This is a genomic window from Methanohalophilus mahii DSM 5219, from assembly GCF_000025865.1.
GTDB classification, from domain to species: Archaea; Halobacteriota; Methanosarcinia; order Methanosarcinales; family Methanosarcinaceae; genus Methanohalophilus; species Methanohalophilus mahii.
This window is the reverse complement of sequence record NC_014002.1, coordinates 1,086,326-1,105,800: the sequence shown is the minus strand read 5'-3', so window position 1 is coordinate 1,105,800 and position 19,475 is coordinate 1,086,326. Positions and strand designations below refer to the sequence as shown.

The 19,475-nt window shown below is 41.1% G+C and carries 20 protein-coding genes and 1 pseudogene; 7 read left to right on the top strand and 14 right to left on the bottom strand.

Going from position 1 to position 19,475, the window contains the following annotated elements; all coding sequences use genetic code 11:
* The first annotated feature begins 84 nt into the window (after nt 1-84).
* From MMAH_RS05400 to cysS, 3 genes are all read left to right on the top strand, one after another.
* A complete protein-coding gene (locus tag MMAH_RS05400; RefSeq protein WP_013037528.1) occupies nt 85-2,370 on the top strand; it encodes a CDC48 family AAA ATPase in 2,286 nt (761 codons plus the stop codon).
* A 91-nt stretch (nt 2,371-2,461) separates the two neighbouring features.
* Nucleotides 2,462-3,517 (top strand): RNA 3'-terminal phosphate cyclase, encoded by a 1,056-nt coding sequence (gene rtcA, locus MMAH_RS05395; RefSeq protein ID WP_013037527.1) that lies wholly within the window; start codon nt 2,462-2,464, stop codon nt 3,515-3,517.
* 60 nt (nt 3,518-3,577) lie between these two features.
* Nucleotides 3,578-4,993, top strand: coding sequence for a cysteine--tRNA ligase (cysS, locus tag MMAH_RS05390; protein WP_013037526.1), 1,416 nt, complete (start codon nt 3,578-3,580; stop codon nt 4,991-4,993).
* Between the two features lie 43 nt (nt 4,994-5,036).
* Here the strand turns inward: cysS and MMAH_RS05385 are convergent, their stop codons facing one another.
* From MMAH_RS05385 to MMAH_RS05370, 5 genes are all read right to left on the bottom strand, one after another.
* A complete protein-coding gene (locus tag MMAH_RS05385; protein ID WP_013037525.1) occupies nt 5,037-5,420 on the bottom strand; it encodes a hypothetical protein in 384 nt (127 codons plus the stop codon).
* A gap of 79 nt (nt 5,421-5,499) precedes the next feature.
* Complete coding sequence (locus MMAH_RS05380; protein WP_013037524.1) at nt 5,500-6,870, bottom strand: MBL fold metallo-hydrolase; 1,371 nt, start codon at nt 6,868-6,870, stop codon at nt 5,500-5,502.
* Nucleotides 6,871-6,906: 36 nt separating this feature from the next.
* Nucleotides 6,907-7,410 carry a GTP-binding protein gene (locus tag MMAH_RS05375; protein WP_083774841.1) on the bottom strand — a complete coding sequence of 168 codons (504 nt, stop codon included), beginning with the start codon at nt 7,408-7,410 and terminating at the stop codon, nt 6,907-6,909.
* Nucleotides 7,407-7,508: a GTP-binding protein gene (locus tag MMAH_RS10845; protein ID WP_157198700.1), complete on the bottom strand. Its 102-nt coding sequence runs from the start codon at nt 7,506-7,508 to the stop codon at nt 7,407-7,409. Before MMAH_RS10845 ends, MMAH_RS05375 begins: the two co-directional genes overlap by 4 nt.
* Before the next feature lie 68 nt (nt 7,509-7,576).
* The gene (locus tag MMAH_RS05370; protein ID WP_013037523.1) at nt 7,577-7,888 is read right to left on the bottom strand and encodes a cupin domain-containing protein; all 312 of its coding nucleotides are present in this window, start codon (nt 7,886-7,888) and stop codon (nt 7,577-7,579) included.
* Nucleotides 7,889-8,193: 305 nt separating this feature from the next.
* Between MMAH_RS05370 and MMAH_RS10480 the strand changes: the two genes are divergently transcribed.
* Together MMAH_RS10480 and MMAH_RS05365 are read left to right on the top strand one after the other, a co-directional pair.
* Nucleotides 8,194-8,334, top strand: a complete 141-nt coding sequence (locus MMAH_RS10480; protein ID WP_013037521.1) for a hypothetical protein — start codon at nt 8,194-8,196, stop codon at nt 8,332-8,334.
* Nucleotides 8,335-8,601: 267 nt separating this feature from the next.
* Nucleotides 8,602-8,943 (top strand): hypothetical protein, encoded by a 342-nt coding sequence (locus MMAH_RS05365; protein ID WP_013037520.1) that lies wholly within the window; start codon nt 8,602-8,604, stop codon nt 8,941-8,943.
* 247 nt (nt 8,944-9,190) lie between these two features.
* On the opposite strand, the gene MMAH_RS05360 is transcribed toward MMAH_RS05365, so the two are convergent.
* The 4 genes from MMAH_RS05360 to MMAH_RS05345 all read right to left on the bottom strand — a co-directional run bounded on the left by MMAH_RS05360 (nt 9,191) and on the right by MMAH_RS05345 (nt 11,553).
* Nucleotides 9,191-9,769 carry a toll/interleukin-1 receptor domain-containing protein gene (locus tag MMAH_RS05360; RefSeq protein ID WP_013037519.1) on the bottom strand — a complete coding sequence of 193 codons (579 nt, stop codon included), beginning with the start codon at nt 9,767-9,769 and terminating at the stop codon, nt 9,191-9,193.
* 306 nt (nt 9,770-10,075) lie between these two features.
* A complete protein-coding gene (locus MMAH_RS05350) occupies nt 10,076-10,543 on the bottom strand; it encodes a phosphoribosyltransferase (RefSeq protein WP_281033869.1) in 468 nt (155 codons plus the stop codon).
* The gene (locus MMAH_RS10760) at nt 10,507-10,746 is read right to left on the bottom strand and encodes a phosphoribosyltransferase family protein (protein ID WP_281033868.1); all 240 of its coding nucleotides are present in this window, start codon (nt 10,744-10,746) and stop codon (nt 10,507-10,509) included. Before MMAH_RS10760 ends, MMAH_RS05350 begins: the two co-directional genes overlap by 37 nt.
* A 519-nt stretch (nt 10,747-11,265) precedes the next feature.
* Nucleotides 11,266-11,553: a hypothetical protein gene (locus MMAH_RS05345; protein WP_013037518.1), complete on the bottom strand. Its 288-nt coding sequence runs from the start codon at nt 11,551-11,553 to the stop codon at nt 11,266-11,268.
* Between the two features lie 340 nt (nt 11,554-11,893).
* Here MMAH_RS05345 and MMAH_RS05340 point away from each other — a divergent pair.
* Nucleotides 11,894-12,509: pseudogene (locus MMAH_RS05340) on the top strand (methyltransferase family protein).
* Here MMAH_RS05340 and MMAH_RS05335 read toward each other — a convergent pair.
* Nucleotides 12,500-14,413 carry a sensor histidine kinase gene (locus MMAH_RS05335; protein WP_013037517.1) on the bottom strand — a complete coding sequence of 638 codons (1,914 nt, stop codon included), beginning with the start codon at nt 14,411-14,413 and terminating at the stop codon, nt 12,500-12,502. The pseudogene MMAH_RS05340 and the gene MMAH_RS05335 sit on opposite strands and share 10 nt — an antisense overlap.
* 271 nt (nt 14,414-14,684) lie before the next feature.
* Nucleotides 14,685-15,131 carry a hypothetical protein gene (locus MMAH_RS05330; protein ID WP_013037516.1) on the bottom strand — a complete coding sequence of 149 codons (447 nt, stop codon included), beginning with the start codon at nt 15,129-15,131 and terminating at the stop codon, nt 14,685-14,687.
* A gap of 449 nt (nt 15,132-15,580) precedes the next feature.
* On the opposite strand from MMAH_RS05330, the gene MMAH_RS05325 reads away from it, so the two are divergent.
* Nucleotides 15,581-16,180: a methyltransferase family protein gene (locus MMAH_RS05325; protein ID WP_048902268.1), complete on the top strand. Its 600-nt coding sequence runs from the start codon at nt 15,581-15,583 to the stop codon at nt 16,178-16,180.
* A gap of 79 nt (nt 16,181-16,259) precedes the next feature.
* On the opposite strand, the gene MMAH_RS05320 is transcribed toward MMAH_RS05325, so the two are convergent.
* The 3 genes from MMAH_RS05320 to MMAH_RS05305 form a co-directional block, all read right to left on the bottom strand.
* Nucleotides 16,260-16,670, bottom strand: a complete 411-nt coding sequence (locus MMAH_RS05320; protein ID WP_013037514.1) for a hypothetical protein — start codon at nt 16,668-16,670, stop codon at nt 16,260-16,262.
* 865 nt (nt 16,671-17,535) lie between these two features.
* Complete coding sequence (locus MMAH_RS05310; protein WP_048902133.1) at nt 17,536-17,793, bottom strand: hypothetical protein; 258 nt, start codon at nt 17,791-17,793, stop codon at nt 17,536-17,538.
* Between the two features lie 491 nt (nt 17,794-18,284).
* Complete coding sequence (locus tag MMAH_RS05305; protein ID WP_013037512.1) at nt 18,285-19,205, bottom strand: mechanosensitive ion channel family protein; 921 nt, start codon at nt 19,203-19,205, stop codon at nt 18,285-18,287.
* Nucleotides 19,206-19,475: the final 270 nt, after the last annotated feature.

Sequence of the window (19,475 nt, the reverse complement as noted above, 5' to 3'; positions counted from 1 at the left end):
CTAATTTGACAGGTAATGTCGGCAAAAAATATACGATAATTATTCAGATCCTGTCGATTATATTACAGATTACTTGTAAGCTGGGTGGTGGTTATTATTGCTGGAAATGAGAATGTATCTGTAAAACTAAAAGTTGCTGAAGCAATACAGAAAGATGTGGGGAAAGGCGTTGTCCGAATAGATGAATCTTTCAGGAATAAACTTGGATTGCAGGGGCTTGATGTGGTTGAGGTCATTGGCAGTCGTAACACGCCAGCATTAGCTGCAAGGGCTTACCCATCGGATGAAGGTCTGGATATAATACGTATGGATGGTCTTGTCAGGACAAATGCCAATACAGGTATCGGTGACTATATAGAGGTTCGCAAAGCCCAATGGAAGGAAGCAAAGAATGTGAAATTATCACCTGTAAGCAAGGGAGTCAAGATAGCAGCTTCTGGAGAAATGCTTCGTTCGGTATTACAGAACAGACCTGTTTCAAAAGGTGATTTCATATCAACTACAAGCAGCAGTCAACAGAAAGCATTGGGTGGCGGCCTTATGTTCGAAGACTTCTTCCAGGATATTTTTGGTTCTTCCTTTGGACTGGGAGAAATAAAGCTGCAGGTAATTTCAACATCTCCTCATGGTATAGTAAAGATAACAGATAGGACAGAGATCGAACTTTTACCCGAAGCGGTTGAACTTCCTCCGGAACATGCTATTCCTACTGTAATGTACGAAGACCTGGGAGGCATAAAACCTGCTATTGGTAAGATCAGGGAAATGATTGAACTTCCCCTTAAACATCCGGAATTATTTGACAGGTTGGGAATTGATGCTCCCAAAGGAGTTCTTTTGCAGGGTCCTCCGGGAACCGGGAAAACAATGCTCGCAAGGGCGGTGGCAAATGAGTCTGATGCTTATTTTATTTCTATTAACGGACCGGAGATTATGTCGAAATTCTATGGAGAATCGGAGCAACATTTGCGTCAGCTATTCGAAGATGCAGAAGCAAATGCACCTTCTATTATCTTCCTTGATGAAATTGATTCTATAGCCCCAAAGAGGGCAGAAGTTACCGGGGAAGTAGAAAGGAGGGTTGTATCACAACTACTTTCCCTTATGGATGGTCTCAAAGAGCGTAAGAACGTGATTGTAATAGGGGCAACCAACAGGCCAGGTGCCCTGGATATGGCATTGAGAAGACCGGGTAGATTTGACCGTGAAATTGAATTGCGTGTGCCGGATACCGATGGCAGGCTTGAAATCCTTCAGATACATACTCGAGGGATGCCCGTAACTGAAGATGTGAACCTGGAAGAACTGGCTGATATTACATATGGATTTGTAGGTGCGGATATTGCAGCATTATGTCGTGAAGCGGCGATGAGCTCTCTTCGCAGGATACTGCCGGAAATTGATCTTAAAGCTGAACAAATTCCCCGGGAAATCATCGATAAATTACAGGTCACAAGAGAAGATTTCAATGAGGCATTAAAAACAGTACAACCCTCGGCGATGCGGGAAATTCTTATTGAAGTTCCAAATGTAACCTGGGAGGATGTAGGCGGACTTGAAGAGGTAAAAAGCCTTCTCAAAGAGGCTGTGGAATGGCCACTCAAGTATCCGGATTCTTTCCGTCGTATAGGTGTGGATGCACCCAAAGGAGTATTGCTCTACGGACCACCCGGCACAGGTAAGACTATGCTAGCAAAAGCGATTGCCCATGAGTCTAATGTGAATTTCATTTCTGCCAAAGGTAGTGATCTTCTTTCCAAGTGGTATGGTGAATCAGAAAAAAGAATAGCTGAAGTTTTTGTAAGGGCACGTCAGGTTGCTCCATCTATTGTGTTCCTTGATGAGCTGGATGCCCTTGCACCCTTGAGAGGTGCAGCAGCAGGTGAGCCACAGGTGACAGAGCGTATTGTGAACCAGTTGCTTTCGGAAATGGACGGGCTTGAGGAATTGAGGGGTGTTGTGGTCATCGGTGCAACAAACCGTCCGGACATCATTGATCCGGCTCTTCTAAGGCCGGGTCGGTTTGATGAATTGATAATGGTTCCTGTTCCGGATTCACAAACAAGGAACAAAATCCTGCAAGTCCATACCCGCAATATGATGCTTGCTGGTGATGTAGATTTCAGTGAATTGGTGAAACAGACAGACAGTTTTACGGGTGCGGATATTGCGGCTGTGTGTAAAAAGGCCGGAAGGTTTGCTTTACGTGAGGATATTAATGCCAGTAAAGTTCAGATGCAACATTTCCAGAAAGCTCTGGAAGAAACAGGTCCCTCAGTAACTCCCGAAACCACAAGATACTATGAAAATATCAGAGGAGAATTGAGGACAAAGCAGGCAAAGGGAATAGAAGGAGTTGGTTATGCCTAACAATCCTGCCCGGGTCTTCATAGGGTAACTCAGAAGGTAATTATAAGAGTGCTCAGGTAAAATAGTAAAAAAAGAAGTGTGATTTATTTTTATGCGTGATCGTATTTTAGTAGATGGTTCCTTTGGAGAAGGAGGCGGACAGATAATAAGAACATCTGTAGCCCTTTCTGCGGTCACAGGGATACCTGTGAAAATCATCAATATCCGTGCACAAAGGAAAGTTCCGGGTCTGCGAGCCCAGCATGTGGCCGGAATTATGGCGGTTGCACAGTTGTGTAATGCAGAAGTGAGTGGAGTATCGGTAAGTTCAACGGAAATTGAGTTCGTTCCTGGTCCAATAACATCCGATCACATAAAAATAGAAATCCCTACAGCAGGTTCAATCGGCCTTGTCCTGCAGGCACTTCTGATTCCGATGACCATGGCAGGCCAAGAAATACAGGTCTCCATTCATGGAGGTGCTACCCATGGGAAATGGAGTCCGCCACTTGCTTATATAAAGCATGTTTTCTGTCCCTTTCTTTCAAGGATGGGTTTCAATGTGACTATCCGGATTCTCAGGGAGGGTTACTATCCTCGTGGAGGGGCCAAGGTTTTGGTCAATGTAGAACCACCTAAAGATGGTATTAAAGCCATTGACCTTTATGAAAGAGGAAAACTGCTGGAGATAAAGGGAGTTGCTCATTCATCATCGGACCTCGAAAGAGCAGATGTGTCTGTAAGGGAAGTTGATGCTATACAGGATTACCTTGCGCAGAGATATGATGTACCAATAAACATTGATGCACAATATTCCCCCTCTTATTCCACCGGTTCAGGAGTAGTCCTCTGGGCAGTTTTTGAAAATTCCATTGTTGGGACGGATAGTCTCGGGGAGCGTGGTGTAAAGGCTGAGGATGTAGGAATTGATGCTGCAGAAAATCTTTCACGGTGCATAAATGCAGGTGCAACAGTTGATGAATTTATGTGCGATCAAGTAATCCCCTATATGGCACTGGCCAATGGACAATCGCGCTTTAAAGTAACATCTGTAACCAGTCATGCCAGAACAAACATGGATATTGTGAAAAGATTCCTGAAGGTCAAATTCTCTGTATTTAAAGAGGAAAATTTATGGGTAGTGTTGGTGCAGCCATCAAACCGTTGAAAATAAAATGTATTGATTAAAATAGAAAGGCGTAAATTAGGGTAACACGTGGTTGTTTGAATGTTACGATTGTATAATACTTTAACAAGGAAAAAGGAAGTCTTCCATCCTTTAAAGGAAGAGGAAGTTTCGATCTATGCATGTGGTCCTACGGTGTACAATATTCCGCATATAGGCAATTACCGAACCTTTTTGATGACCGATAATCTGGTACGTATCCTGGAGTATTTGGGCTACACAGTGAATCTTGTAATGAACATAACAGATATCGACGATAAGACTATCCGTGATTCAAAGAAAGCGGGCATGTCCCTGAAGGAATTTACAGAAAAATATACGGAAGAATTTTTCTGTGGGCTTGATATGCTAAATATACAACGTGCTTCTTCTTATCCCCGGGCCACTGAAAATGTGGATGGAATGATAGAGCTGGCCCAAACACTGATGGAAAAAGGACTTGCCTATGAAAAGGATGGCTCGGTGTATTACAGGATTGCGGCTTTTCCGGAATATGGCAAACTTTCAAAACTGGATTTCAATTCAATAAAGGTGGGGGCATCGGTTGATGTCGATGAATACGATAAGGATAATCCCCGTGATTTTGTTTTGCTGAAAGCATCCACACAGGAAGAGATTGAAAGGGGCATTTACTATGAAAGTCCCTGGGGTAAGATTAGGCCTGGATGGCATACGGAATGCTCGGTAATGTCCATGAATCATTTTGGGCCTTCCCTTGATATCCATACAGGCGGAGTGGATTTGATATTTCCCCATCATGAAAATGAAATTGCCCAGTCTGAAGGGGCTACAGGTAAACCCTTTGTAAGGTACTGGATACACGGGGAACACCTGATAGTTGACGGCGAGAAAATGAGCAAGTCAAAGGGTAATGTTTTCACTCTTCCCGAACTGGTTGAAAAATATGGGGGAGAAGTTGTACGCTTCATGTTTATGTCCGTGCATTACAGGAAGAAACTGGATTTTTCCGACTCCTTTGCCCAAAATGCACAAAATAGCTATTTCAAGTTAAGGGAAACACTGGAAAATCTGCAATTCGCTATAAAGGGAGCGGATGATAATGAATATCCTTCTGATAAGGAAATGATAGACCTGTCTGGCAATCTTGAAGATGATTTCAGGAACGCTCTTGAAGATGATATGAACATCCCGAAAGCAATCGCAGTTTACCATGAATTATCCCGTATTTCCAACCAGTACCTTGAATCCGGCAGGAATAAGGATGTACTTGAAAAGCTTCTTTCCCTCTACAGGAAGTTTGCAGATACCCTTGGTATTTTTGCACAAGAAGGTGAGGAAGTGCCAGAAGAGATCATGGAACTTGTAAAGATACGTGAGCAGGCCCGAAAGGACAGGGATTGGGACACAGCAGATGCTTTAAGGGAAAAAATTGCGCAAGAGGGATTTGTTGTGCAGGATACCTGTGAAGGGCCTAATGTAAAGAGACAGAAACGCTGATTAGAAGATTATTCGCATCTATGTTTTGAGTAGGGAAAGTGGATTAATAGTATATAACTCCCAGATCATTGCCTTCCTTTTGTACAACCGGATACTGGGCTTTTGGCACAATGACGGTTATGCGTGACCCACTCAGGTAAATTTTCTCAATACTTGCTCCATCTTTGAATAGAACTTCGATATTGTTGCCGGTAATAATGGCGCTATCAACGCGGGTACCCCATTCAACCACTACCTTGATGGAGTCACCATTTATGTACAGATCGATGTTTTCCTCATCATACTGTACGGTTTCCCTGATATTTTCCCCTTCGATTTCCACAACACCGGATTGGACTATAGATCGAGTTGTGTCGTCTGCACATCCACTGGTAAGTAGTATTGCAGAAAGGAAGAAAATGGCAACAATTGGTTTTATGAATTTCATTGTTACCTGTTAACCAATTCAATTATTTAACCATTTTCAGATATCGGTGCTATCCAACTTCTATGTAATCATAATAAATTCATTTCACGATTTCATATCCCGCAGTCTTCCATGCCGCCATGCTACCAAGTACATTATATATCTTTTTATATCCGTTTCTTTTCAAAATTGAAGCCGCTATATTGGAACGTCTTGCAGAACCACAATACACAACTACCTGACATTTATCGGGCAGCTTATCCAGGTTATTTTCCAGGTTCCCTACGTATATATGTGTGGATCTTTTTATGTGTCCTGCTTCCCATTCATCCTGGCCCCGCACGTCCAGGATAACCATCCTTTCATTTTCATCCAGTTTCCTTTTCAGGTCATGCACGGATATGAGGTGGAATCCGTCTACAGGTAAAGCTTCCATATACCAGGCGGAGATTCCCCCTTCCAGGAAACCTTTGATATTATCATAGCCCAAACGTACCAGATATTTTACAGCTTTATCCAGCTGCTCTTTTTCTTCCATGACAAGAAGTATCGGTTTATCATAGGACAGAACCCAGCCTGCAAAAGAAGGCAGGCCTTCCAGCCATATGCTGTATGTATCCTTGATATGGGCTCCGCCGAATGAATGAGGCATACGTGTATCCACAACTACAGCCCCTTTTTCCATTTCTTCCCTGAACTCTTGTGGGGAAAGCATTTTGGGAATAGGCAGGCATTCCAGGATTGGTGGCCCCCTGAGATTGTATTCTTCCATTTTCCTGAAGTAAGGGGGATACTCGTGATGCTCTGCAAGTTTATGCTTTACAAATTCGTCCCTGTCAGTTTTCTGTAATACGGGGTTATGAATGCGTTCCAGTCCCAGAGTACTGTGCTCCCTTTGTGAGATAGCACCACCGCAAACAGAACCGGCACCATGGGCGGGACAAAGTATTACTTCATCTCCCAGTGGCAGTATTTTGTTAAAAATGCTGTCATATAGTTTTGATGCCATCTGTGAAGTTTTGTCGGGCCCATTTAGGTCTGTTCTTCCCACATCCCCCACAAACAATGTGTCACCTGTAAATACCATTACAGGAACCTCATTTGAATTAAGATCTGATAGCACATATGACATACTTTCATCTGTATGGCCCGGTGTGTGCAGGGCTGTTAGTTTCAGTGAACCGAATGTGAAATTTTGTTTGTCCTTTAAGGCATTCCCATATTCAAAATCCAGATATATTCCATGGTATATATCCGCACCTGTGAGAGTTTTCAATTGCTGTGAACCGATCACGTAATCCTCATTGCGGTGTGTTTCAAAAATATATTTTATATTCATTCCATTTTGGCGCGCCAGATCCACATAAATCTGGCAATCCCTGCGTGGATCTATTACCACAGCCTCCTTCCCGAAACCCAGGAAATATGACAGATGTGCAATCCCTTCTGATTTAATACGCTCGAATATCATGTTTTCCCCACCTTTTATAATGACTCTTTTTTGTGATTATGATTTATCATAATTTACTAATTGATCCATGAAAGATTTAAAATCGTCATCAGGGTTATGTGCAGAAATATCCATTATGATTGAATCAGGATTGGCATTACGGAGAAAATCTTTTACATCTCTGATATTTTCATCTTTTGAAGATTCTGTTTTGTTCAAACAGATTATATCGGCCTCTCTAATCCTGTCGATGACAAATTTGGGCAATTTATCAACATCAGTGATGAAAGTTTTAGGATCTACAATATTTACGATAGGAGCAAAGGACATATCAGGGATATTCATCGGTTCAAGGCTTGCTTTTATCTGGGACGAGGATGCACTTGATAGAAGTTCGATAATCACAAAATCAGGATTTGATCCACTGGTTGCAGTTTTCAAGGTACTTTCCAGATTGAACCTGAGACTGCAGGGAACGCAGGCATTTATCACTTCTTTTGTGATTATATTTGTGTTTTTGATATCACTATAACTGACTTCCCCTTCCTCGGTAAATATTATAACAACTTTTTTCCCTTATCAGCAAAACTATTTGCGATTTCCTTGATTGTGGTCGTCTTCCCGCTTCCCGGAAAACCATTTATGAGTATTATCTTCATACATCCCCGACTCCCTTTTATTCTTATGAATGGCAGGTCAAATCATAATTTTTTATCATGTAATTGGTTTATTTGGTCAGACACAGAAGTACTGCGAGGTCTTCCTGGGCTTGAAGGGAATGAGGTGCGTTTGCAGGCATGAATATGAATGTACCTTCTTTCATTTCGATTTCATTTCCAGATAAACGGAAGACACCCTTTCCTTTCAGGACCTGAACCACACCTGTTTTTGTGGATGTATGCTCATCAATATCCGTTCCTCCTGCAAGACACATCAGTGTGTAATTATAGTTGTCTGATTTTGCCAGTACTGTACTGAAGATTCCCTCTGTGGGAAATTGCATCAATTCATTCAAATCTTTTGAAAATCCTTTGTCCATTGTTTCACCTCTTATAATCACAATTTATATTTTAGGTAATTGCAAATTAATTTCTGTATTTTATTTATTTTTCCCGAGGTACCATTTAATCAATAAACCGATACTTATTATAATCAGGACAAATACAAAGAAACCCACCACATTATGGTATCCATAACCATAATACCCTATTCCGTTCATTTAATCCCCTCTGAAATACTATATTAATTATACTCTGACAACACGTATTAATTTTGCCTTAATGCCTATGGTCCCCCAGGCGGGGTTTGTGAATATTATTTAATAATGAGTAAAGGGTCAAAACAATGACAGACGATATAATGAAGTCTATGTTGGATAAAATGGCAAAGGATGGTTTGTTAAAATACAATCCTGAAACGGATACCTACGATGTAACTGAACTGGGTAATCAGGTATTCAATAATCAGGAAGAATCTTCTTCCTGAGATAAACATAATAAATACTTATAAAATTAAACTGTAGCCTCTTCTTTGAGGGCCAACAAATATATATTTAGTTGTACCTATTATTATCTGGATGGGAAACACAAATCGGGGAGTTGTGAATTTCTGAATCGGCATTTGGTCACCCGTTGCTATTATAAAGACAGATGGAAGGTTTTCCCTGTTTTCAAATATAGTTGATTGACTTACTGGTTGACTTTAATTCATGCCGATTGTGAATCCTATCTGATCAGTAATGGGGTATTATGCATGGAAAAGATAAAGAAGATGGGTCTTTTAGGCGCAACTGCATTGATTGGTGCAGGATTGGCAGCTATGTCCGAAGAGCGAATAAGGGAATTTGTAAAGACAAGGATCGAGGAAGGTGCCATCAGCAAGGAAGAAGGTAAGGTACTTGTCGAGGATCTTGTTAGCGAGACCAGGAAACAGAGGTTGAATCTGGAGAAGAATGTAGTGGAAAGGCTGCACAATACGCTTCAGACAGCCGATAAGGAACTTGCAGATTATGCGGATTCGATAGATGAAATGAAGATTCGGGAACTTGAGGGGGAACTTGAGAAGATGAAAAGCCTGAGAAAAGGCGAGAAATAACTGCTGTATTGAATGATTTGATTATTCACCATTTAACTGGTGAATAAACTATTTTCTTTTCCTTTAATTTTTATTGTAAATTGGGCTAATGTCTTCTCTGACTACTTGATAATCCCTTTTGGTGTTGCCAACAGGTCGGTAGCCTTATCCAGTAATCACAGACCATTTAGTCACTAATCTACCGAATTCCTCATACCAGACACCTATTTGCAAATAGGTTCCGAAATAAATTCTGTAATATTACGATTTAAGGCTGTGCGGAATCTGCTAATATAGGACGCAGTGTCTGAGGATTCAGGCTAAGGTGTTGTTCACAGTAGGTGCATATGGTTTTAAGAGCATTTCCTGCGAGCAGGGCTGTTTCGACTTCTTCTTCAGGAGCTATATATTGGGTCATTACTTCTCCACAGTTTGGACATTTTATCTTTAGCCAGTTCAGACGGGTGAGCTGCCTTATAGTGTGTATTACCTGTCCCAGTGCATTTTCATAGTTCTTTCTGGAAAAACGGATAGAGTGCAGATGACGTATCAGGACAGGCAGTTCCTCCCCGGTTTCCAGCAGGGGGATTATCAGTTGACCCCTTCCAACCGCCAGGCCGACCTCCTGATTCACAGCTGGAGATTCCACTCCTTCCTGACTGAGGATGGCAATCACACAGTCTGAATGATTTATACCAAAATTTATTAGTTCCGCTCTTGAGAGTCCTACAGTTTTTTTAGACAGGAAGGAAAAATTCTCCAGTTCCACGGCCCATAGGGTACGGGCCAATTCCTGGGCAAGTTTTTCATCCCGCTCACAATGAGCAATATAAATTCTGGATATCATGGTTTACGCAATCGTACCTGAATACTGTCTTTTCCGAGCAGACTTCACTGGCACAGCTGGTATTTCGGCAGTAGCATTTGGTTTGCCTTTGTCCCCCACTGTTCATTTAGTTCTGTCCTTATCTGTTGGTTTTTTCGTAGGTTCCGGATGCGGAAGAGGTTCAGGAGATGGTTCTGGTTCAGGCTCCGGCTTAGGTACCGGCTCCGGCTGAATTGATGAGTTCTTGTTGTCCTTTTGCAAATTGATCTACCCCCATTTACTCAGTTATATATTTGAAATTCCTGCTACTTATAATTCTTGCCGGCTCTATCCATGGTTAACTTCCCTGTGAGCTGGCAGGTCTGAGGCCTTTTCCAGCATATCGCTGACCTCATCATCCGTTATCTGCCTGAAATCCCCGTACCAAGCACCTATGCCATAGAAAGGATCTGGGGTGGCAACGGAGATGATCCGGTCGACCTCGTCCTCAAAGGCCCTGCACTTATCGGCGGAAGCAACTGGGACAGCAATCACTATCTGCGATGGGTGCCTGCTTCTGATTGCTGTGATAGCGGCCCACATGGTGGCACCGGTGGCCAGTCCATCATCAACCAGGATCACGGTTCGGTTTTCCACATCTGGACGGGGACGATTCTTGCTGTAGGTTCGCTCCCTTCTTTGCAGTTCACGGCGCTCATCGGCCGCAATCTCGGCAATGGTCCTGTCGGATATCCCGAAGGATCTGATTATATCCTCGTTCAGCACCCGGATGTCATCGGCTGCAATGGCACCCATTGCCAGTTCCTCATTCCCGGGAACCCGAGTTTGCGAACCAGAAAAATGTCCATCCCTACCCCCAGCTGTCGTGCGACCTCATATGCAACCGGCACCCCTCCCCTTGGAAGCGCTAATATAATCACATTTTGCCGATTTGCATATGCTGATAATTTCTTGGCCAGTTTCCGGCCGGCATCTGTCCTATTCTTGAATATTGACATAATACACCCTCAACTCCCACATTTGAGTGATGCCTCTGTCTATTTATGGCTTTTCACAAAATCATGCATGTCATCCCATGTTAGCTTTACCTGAAAATAATGAAAAGAAAAAGGATCTTATTCTTATATTCCTTTCTCAAGATCACTATCTTCCAAAAACCAGTCTTAGTCGTAGAACATAAGCTCAAGGATTCCTTAAGGTCATTCCCTCTTTTAAACCGACGAGCTTTGCTACAGCTTCACTTTTTTAAGGGTTTGCTATATAGACATATACCAGTAGCAAATTTCAATGGCAAAGGTTATTTCCTTTAGCTTATGGGTGAATGCCTTTTTAGAATTCCCCTTCTTCAATCGGGTTCCTCATTGAGACAGTCGTGGATCCAGTATTCTATTTCCCGTTTTTTGCAGAAGGGTGTCAAATCGCCCCAAATAGATGAGATCCCCGGGATATAAGGGCCTTTCCTGAATGCTTTTTATATGTGTAATCTGGCTTGTTTGGGTCTCAGTAGCGAATTGTTCTTAATCAGTGATTTTCTTTTTATAGATGCTGTCCTTTTCATCGTAGCCAACCACAAATACGCAGGGGAAGCTTAGTATTTTTTCACTCATATTGGTGAGCAGGCAAAGTGAATTTGCTCTGGTGCCCGGTGACTGCTGTATTAGTATCCTGGGGTGGTTCCGGTTACTGTAATCCCTGTACAAAAGATGTGCATAGAACCCCCATATCCCGACTGTGATAATGCTGACCATAGATGTGATAGTAGCCGTATTCTCACTAATCCAGAACAGGAATTGCTCACCGATCATAATGTTTATCAAAGAGTTTGCTGCCTAATAAATGATTTGTTATAGCAAAAAATCGAATTTAATATCTTTTTGCCCTGAAAATCTAGGGGCTGAATGAATCATTGTAGCAGCCCGTGCTTTTTGGTATTTCCTTTCAATACATATTATTATTATTATTATTATTATTATTATTATTATTATTGAACTTCATGGCTCTTCTGGCTTTACGTAAATTTAACAAAATCACACTATATTTATCGTAACATTTAGATAGTTGGTTAACATCAAAAGCTTTGCCAGATTCTTCAGGTTACAAATGTTGAATACGGTTTATTCAAACAAAAAATGGAGAGTATCGGAATTGGTTTCATCCACAATCATCCTTGTTTTCTGTTTGGTAGCATTTGCAGCGATCCACAGTTTTTGGCCAGCCTGCCTTTCAAACGCCGACTCATGCGGGTTCTGGGTTCTAGGGCAGAAACATTGTATATGCCGGTCTATAGTATCATTGCAGTGTTAACAATATTGCCGTTGGTCTACCTCCTCTACAAGAACCCCGGTCCGTTCCTCTACATAATACCGTCTCCCTGGCGCTGGCTGATGGTTGGTGGCCAGGTGATTGCTGCACTGGTTGCTCCCAGGGCTTTGTGGGATGCACCCCATAGGTTTAAGATAGGTGCACAGCTGGCTGGACCAGATGCCCCTGAAGCAGATTCCCTGAATATCCGGGGATTTATCGCTGGGTAAGGGATCCCTTCCTGCTTACGGGACTGATTATTATCTGGCTTACTCCTTTTATGACTGTCAATCTGCTTGTGATATACATCCTGGCGAGCATCTACCTGTACCTAGGATCGCTGCACTGGGAAAAAAGGCTGGTGGCACAGTTTGGTGACGAATACCGCCAGTATCAGCAACGGGTTCACAGGATAATTCCCCGCCTAGGGGGTATGATTGATTTTTTAAATTATAAATGATTATTACGATTTGATATGGGAATTTCTATGTGCATTTCTGTACCCTTTCCTTCACCCTCACTTGTGGCCCATATATCCCCGTGGTGTGCTTGTGCTATTGTCATTGAAATATAAAGGCCCAGGCCGGTTCCCCCATACTTACGTGTGCGTGAGGCGTCCAGCTGGTAAAAACGCTGAAAAAGATTATCGATCATGTCTTCAGGGATACCGATTCCTGTATCTTTCACAACAATATGTATGTCCCCTTCTTTTTTGAAGCTGGTAACGGTTACTTTGCCTCCGCTGGGAGTGAATTTGATGGCATTATCTACGATGTTTGTAATCATGTCCGTGAGTTTGTCCTTGTCACCATTGATTTTGGGAAGATCTTCTTCCAAATTCATTTCCAGCTCAATCCCTTTTAGATCCGCTATCATTCTCATATCTTCTAAAATAATTTCTATAATTTCCTTAACATGTACTGTTTCAAACACATATTCTACATTTGATGCCTGTATCTTACTCAGATAGAGGAGGGAATCAACCAATCTCTTTAATCTTTCTGCATTGCGAACAACTTTATTTTGCACTTCGATTTGCTCTTTATTGAGTTGTCCCATTTTTCCTTCACAAAGCAGTTCTGTATATCCTTTGATTAATGTAAGGGGTGTTTTCAGTTCATGGCTGACATTTGAAAGGAACTCATCCTTCATCCTGTCCAGCGATTTAAGTTCCTCATTTGCTTTTCTCAGTTCATCGGAATTCTTCTTGAGTGCATCCAGAATCTCATTTAAACCTACAGGTATTTCTTTAAAATCAACCTCAACTTCAGTGTCTGCTCTCGAATCAAGTTTACCATGCAGGGCACCATCCGATATATGCTTGAAATCATCAACAATATCCTCAATCGGCTTTGTAACGGATAATGCAATCATGTAACCCAGACCCCCCATGAAAAAAAGAGCGATAACAGAAACAATAATCAGTTTGTTCCTGAGAGCCGTTACTCCCGCAAGCATTTCGTCTTTTGGTACCACCAGGATGAAAGAATAATTTCCGGTTTTAACTGGTTCATAGAACATTATTACTTCTTTACCCGTAGTAGGGTCCAGAGTTTCAATGTTGCCCCCAGTCCCGTTTTTGATATCTTTTGCCATTGAAACGATTTCCGGGTCTTCAAAATCTGTCAATGTCTTTGTTCCGATCCATTCCTTATGTACAGGATGGGACAATAGGATTCCCGTCTTACTGGTTGCAAGTGCATATCCTGTGTCAAAGACCCTTACCTGGTTAACATCCTCGTCAATGTAATTCAGGGAAACATCCACACCACCTATGCCTATGAATTTCCCATCCCTGATAACCGGTGTAACATAACTTACAATCAATTCTCCCTGGTACAGATATGGTTCGGTAATAACTTCAGCTTTTGTATTCTTTGGCTCCTGATAATAGTCCAGTGTTTCATACTCAAGTAAAGGTTCAAGGTGTAGGGACCCGCCGATTTTGGTCCAGTAGGGTATGAAACGGCCGGTAGAGTCATGCCCGAAGGTATCGGCATACAATTCATCTTTGCCGTCAAAGGCATTCGGTTCAAAAGCAACATAAGTTCCGATAAGGTTGGGGTTTTCAACCAGCAATCTTTTCAGGATAGCATTAACTTCATCCCTGTTTCCCGACTCGTACTCCACCATGGAATTAGCAATTGTCTGTCCGATTGCATGATTACTTTGCATGTCGCCGTTAAACTTGTTAGCGATGTTTTTTGTGGTTTCAATCGATTGCTGGTATGCCAGTTTTTCCTGCTGGAAGGTCGCTGTAGAAATAATGACTGCAGTTGTAGCTGCCAGTACCAAGAAAAGGCCTATGACTATTGAAAGGATCAACTTTGTTTTCAAAGGCATGGTAGCCCAGTACACTTTCATCCCCATTTCCCCAAACGAAGAATATTTTTGCTGTATTTATTCCATATAAAATATCGTTCAGTATTGTATATATGTGCTTCCGCTTAAATTCTGTAAGTAAGATCAGGTTTGATATTTGTCTTTCTTAAATTGTAAATACTGTCTTTTCCTCATAAAACGAATTATCAGGTTAAGGTAAATTTAGGTGTAGTATATTATAGAAGTATGGCAATAACAAACTACGTTGCCAGGAGTTTTTTGGAGTAACTTGTTAATATTTGAATAAGTTTTCTCAGTCGGGTTCTTCATTGAGACAATCCTGTATCCAGTATCCAATTTCCCTTCTTTGTAAAAACGTGGTCATCTGTTCTGTTTTCAGACCATTTGGACTAATTTGCCTTATAAATCCTCCCTGTTCTGAATGAACCAGAAATCTTCGATAGGCTCCTATTGGTTCATCCCTGGCACCAAAAAAAGCTACAACCCGTATTTCCAGACTACGAATCGGATCATTGTCTGTATTTTCTAATTTTTGCAACAGTGAGTCAAATCTACCCAGACAGATCAAATCCCCCGGATACAGGGACCTTTCCTGTATACTTTTTATATGTGTGATCTGACCTGTTTGGGTTTCGGTAGTGAATTGTTCGTAATCAGTAATTTTCTTTTTATAGATACTCCTCTTTTCTCCGTATCCAACCACAAATACACATGTCACATTCAGTATCTTTTCACTCATATTGGTAAGCAAGCAAAGTGAATTTGCCCTGCTGCCGGGGATTGCTGTATTAATATCCTGGGATGAATCCAGTTACTGCAATCCCTGTACAAAAGATGTGCATAGAAACCCCATATTCCTACTGTGATTATACTGACAACAGAAGTGATCGTAGCAGTGTTTTCACCAATCCAATAGAAAAATTGTTCACCAACCATAAATATTCAATGTGGTATTTGCTGCCTGATAAATTGATTTGTAATGAACTAGGGCTAAATTAATATATTTTTGTCATGTAAAAGAAAAACAGAAATAAATATTATCTTTATCTTGTAGTTATTGCATCCAGAACAAAATCACAATATTTTTCGTAACATTTAGATAGTTGGTTTATCCAAAGATATTACAGGTTACTGTTAGATTACAAATAATAAAAAGGTTTATTCATACAAAAAAGGAGAGTGCTGGAACTGGTTTCATCTACGATTATCCTTGTTTTTTGTCTTGTGGCGTTTGCAGCCATTCACAGTTTCTTGGCCAGCCTGCCATTCAAACGCCGACTCATGCGGGTTTTGGGTTCACGGGCAGAAACGCTGTATATGCCGGCATACAGCCTCATTGCAGTTATTACGATTTTGCCGCTTGTCTACCTGCTCTACAAAAATCCGGGCCCTCTTTTATACATCGTACCTTCTCCGTGGAGGTGGCTGATGGTAGGGGTACAGCTGGCTGCCGCCCTGGTTGCACCGAGGGCTCTGCAGGATGCTCCACACAGGTTCAGAATTGGTGCCCAGCTGGCCGGTCCCAATGCCAATAATGCTGAGTCCCTGAAAATCCAGGGTATATACCGGTGGGTGAGGGACCCTTTCCTGCTTACGGGATTGATTATCATCTGGTTTACTCCCTTCATGACGGTAAACCTGCTTGTGATATACCTGCTGGCGAGCATATACCTTTACTTGGGGTCGCTGCACTGGGAAACAAGGCTGGTGGCACAGTTTGGTGATGAATACAGGAAGTATCAACAACGGGTCCACAGGATGATTCCCGGTAAAAGTGAACATTACTGAATATCTGTTGTTGGAATAAATGCAGAAGAAGGGACGGGTATTTTTGTGTCTCTTCTTTTTTAAATATTTGAAATGATTATTATTTTTCCGGCTTCTGAGGCAGATCTAAATAGTTCTCAACTGCTCTGGATCCAAAATAGAATACAACAACGATTCCTACAAGGTAGGTGAAATGCGCGATTATGGTTTTGGCTAACTCTGTATCTGAGATGCCTATATCGGTTAATGTAAGCAGGGATACAAGTGAAAAATAAACCACGATGAAAGATCCTGTCATTGCTTTCCTGACTTCTCCTTTATCGAAATCTGTGGATTTGGAAAGATGGTTGATCAACATCAGTGTTCCCAGGAAAGTTATTATTCCTGTACTGGCTACCGCCCAGCCTATGTGGGCCGGCCTGATTGTCCCGAGATAAAGTATAAGGATATCAAGAAACCCTACTATTATAGCTATTATGAATGCTGTCCTGCGCTTATTTTCTTCAGGCATTTCGATATTCCCTTTTAATGATCTAGAAATGCAATCATCAATGACAATATTATGTTCATTCAGAATAATTATTTAATGCTCATTTCATTATGAATTGGTTTAGATCTGTATGTAATATTATTACTGCCTTTATGATGTATTTGTATGAATTTATGTACAATGCTTTAGCTAGATGCCTTTAATTATTATTAAGGTTAGAAATTCGGGCAAAACATGTATATACAGCGAAAACCCATTCTTTATTGATGAGCGGGTAATTACCTTTTCTAGTACCCCCACTCCCCAGCCCGCTCATATCACCCCATTATTAAGCGAACTGATTAATATTAATGTAGTTGAATATTACATATATACTCTTTGTTTTGAAATGTTAAACCGGCTTTAAAATTTCATGCTTTGTGTTAAGGTAATATCCGGATAATACACAAGGCATTGCTATTAAGAACTAATTTCACCAGACAAATATTAGCGGTCTGGTATGGAAGATCCACCGTAATTCCTGGGAAGTATCATCTCCTCAATATATACATGGCTGTGAGGTGAATAAATAGCCGCATTTATAGATTAGAAACACCTCTTTTTAAATGGGACCAATGGGTTTGAAAGAAGAAATTGGGTTTTAGTATTTTTGTAGTACATGAAACAGAATGCAAGAATGCAAAGGATGTTAAGTCTTTTAATTTGAATACTTTATTGTTTGGACCACGTTACAATTCACATACTCTTTTTGGTATGATGTGCTTGTGCACAAATATTGCTGTGATTATCAGGGCCATGCAAACCCAGAGTAACTGCATAATACCGGAATTCAGGTCAGTTCCAATTAACCAGGAATGGATAAAGACCAGCAAAAAGGCCGGATAGTTCAAGTAGTGGATCCTTTTCTACTTACGGATAAATGTTTCCTGTAAATACCTGCTGCGACTGCTATTATAATTAGATAAAAAGCCGGTCTGCCTGCAAGTTCCAGAAAGTCCATTAACGGATAGAATACAGGGATAAAGACCGATATGCTTTGTTTTTCAAATGCAAATGCAATTGGATGAAGCAGCATCAGTGAAATCCCAGGACGTGCAAGATGATGGTGAACCCTGATAAAACCCTGTCCGAACACCTTTTTCATATTATTTCATGTATTCAGAGGACAGGATTGCCAGAAAGATGAAATAATATGCAAAAAGACCTGCCGCTCTCTCGATCATTTCGAGGGGTGTAGCAATTGCCTGCAAAAGAATGAATGCAATTATTACCGCAATGAACGTTACCAGAAATATTAATTGCCAGCGCCTTTAAATTCAGGATTCCTCGTATAATTTTTAATCTTATTATGTATAAAATTAATGTTATGTTCAATTATGGGCAGGCTTTAATTGAGATAGAATGACTGAGGATATTAATACTGATGGTCTTGCTGCTCATTCAGGATTTTTGCAGGAGCCTTTCAGGTTGATTGTTGCACTTACAGTTTCTGAATCTGATTGAAAAGGACAATTCAGATGAGTCTATCAGCAGATTCTGGATATGTCCGATTCTAACTGAAAGAAGAGAAGGTCCTCCAGGGTGCTTTGCATTACATGAACATTAGTTATTTGAAGAAAAAAAGAAAGAGGGGTTTTACTTGTTTTGCTTTGCGTATTCCACAAGAGCGTCCTTTATACCCCACTTAAAGGCTACTACTACAGCAATACCCCATCCCAATGGTTCCAGGAATGTATATAGAATACCTGTATCCACAAGCATAGTATCCAGTGCAATGAGGATCACTACCAGGAACAAAAATCCTCTAAGCAATGGAGTAAATACCTCAGCTCCTTCTACATCCATTTCCTGGATCGTGGCCTTTACGTAATCCATAAGGAAATCCACTGATAGCAAACCGAGAGCGAGAATTAAAACACCCAGTAGCAATCTTGGAATATATGCTGTCACAGCAACCAGGAAATCAGTAATCAGTTCCAGCTGTAAGATGTTGGCTGCGGCTGCAATAAAAAACAGGTAACCAAATAATTTTATTACTCCGGCGATCATTGCCGAGGGTTTCATATTTGATGCCTTTATAGGTCCGCCTGCGGGTCCCTGTTCCAGTTTTTCATCCACGCCTGTTGCTGAAAGTATAGTTGCGGTTGTGCGGGCAACAAAATCAACGATTATGAGACCGATTACAAGTACTATGGATGCTGCTATAACCAGCGGTACATAAGCAAGTAACAAGGTTATGAAATCTGCTACTACACCGATCTCCAGATAATCAATAATTATTGCAGCAAATATAATGTATACGAACCATTTAATTACAGCGCCGAAAAAATCTTTCGTTGTAATTTCAGCCCTTTGCAACATATTTCCTATAAATGTGTTATCAACCGTAGCATCCAAACCGGTTTTCTCAATCAGCTTCGCTCCTATTTTTCCCAGTGTTCTGCCTGCTATCCAGCCAATCAGTACAAAGATAATTACGGCAATTACTGCAGGAATGTAAAAAAAGGCATCCCCTATAGCCGTGTATAAACTCTCCGTTAAACTTGTTTCCACCATTTATACCACTCCCAATCTGTCAGATACTTTATTATATCTTTCAGATTTGTTTAGTTAGTTAAGAATAGGCATTTGATATATATCAACATATCTAAATTTTAAAAAAAGTTTAAATATATATATGCACTAATTCCAAGAGGGTAAAATCAAAAATAGCACGTTCACTTTTTTGAAATGCGGGTTATGGTAGGATAAAAATGCAACCCTTGTTATAAATAGACGAAGTAAAAATTGTAAAAACCTAAATATACAACTACAAACTGAATATAA